We start from the raw sequence: 910 nt of genomic DNA on the forward strand, positions 1-910 counted from the left end.
AATACCCTGCCTTACAAAATCGGTCCGGCTACCGTACAAGATACCCACGTTTATCCTACTTTGGATGTGCGCGGCATTATGCAAAAATCTTCCAACGTCGGTACCAGTAAACTTTCTGCCATGTTTACGCCTAAAGAAATGTACGATTTCTATCATGATTTAGGTGTGGGCGTGCGCATGCATTCAGGCTTTCCTGGCGAGACTGCAGGTTTGTTGAGAAGCTGGCGCAGATGGCAAAAAATCGAACAGGCAACCATGTCTTTCGGTTATGGCCTGCAATTAAGCCTGTTGCAATTGGCTCGTGCCTATACTGTCTTGACCCATGACGGCGAATTGTTGCCGGTCAGCTTTGAAAAACAAGCGGTTGCACCTAAAGGCAAGCGCGTCATCAAAGCCTCTACTGCGAAAAAAGTGCGCGAGTTGATGGTTTCCGTTACTGAAGCCGGCGGTACCGGTACTGCCGGTGCTGTTGATGGTTTCGATGTAGGTGCGAAAACCGGTACGGCGCGTAAACTGGTTAATGGCCGCTATGTGGACAACAAACACGTCGGTACGTTCATCGGTTTTGCTCCGGCTAAAAATCCACGCGTTATTGTGGCCGTTACCATTGACGAACCGACTGCCAACGGCTATTACGGCGGCGTGGTTGCCGGTCCCGTATTCAAAGAAGTCATGAGCGGAAGCTTGAACATCTTGGGTGTTTCCCCGACCAAGCCTTTAAGTAATACCGCTACCGTCAAAGTACCGTCATAATCCAAACAATCAAAGAGATATTGTTTATGTTCAGCAAGTTAACCCCCTTGGCTGAAACCAACTTTCCGCCTCTGCTGTGTGAAAACGCAGCAGGGCGTTTGTTGCATTCAGACAGCCGACAAATTAAACAGGGTGACATTTTCGTTGCCTGTCAGGG

The 910-nt window shown here is 49.1% G+C and carries 1 protein-coding gene and 1 pseudogene; both read left to right on the forward strand.

From position 1 onward, the window contains the following. On the forward strand, positions 1 to 753 hold a 753-nt coding region (locus ACTHUE_RS19490), incomplete at its 5' end, for a penicillin-binding transpeptidase domain-containing protein (protein ID WP_440424224.1). A 26-nt stretch (positions 754 to 779) separates the two neighbouring features. After that, positions 780 to 910 (forward strand): annotated as a pseudogene (locus ACTHUE_RS19495) (Mur ligase family protein); the annotation flags it as partial.

The sequence above is a fragment of the Neisseria sp. P0021.S005 genome (genome assembly GCF_051956955.1).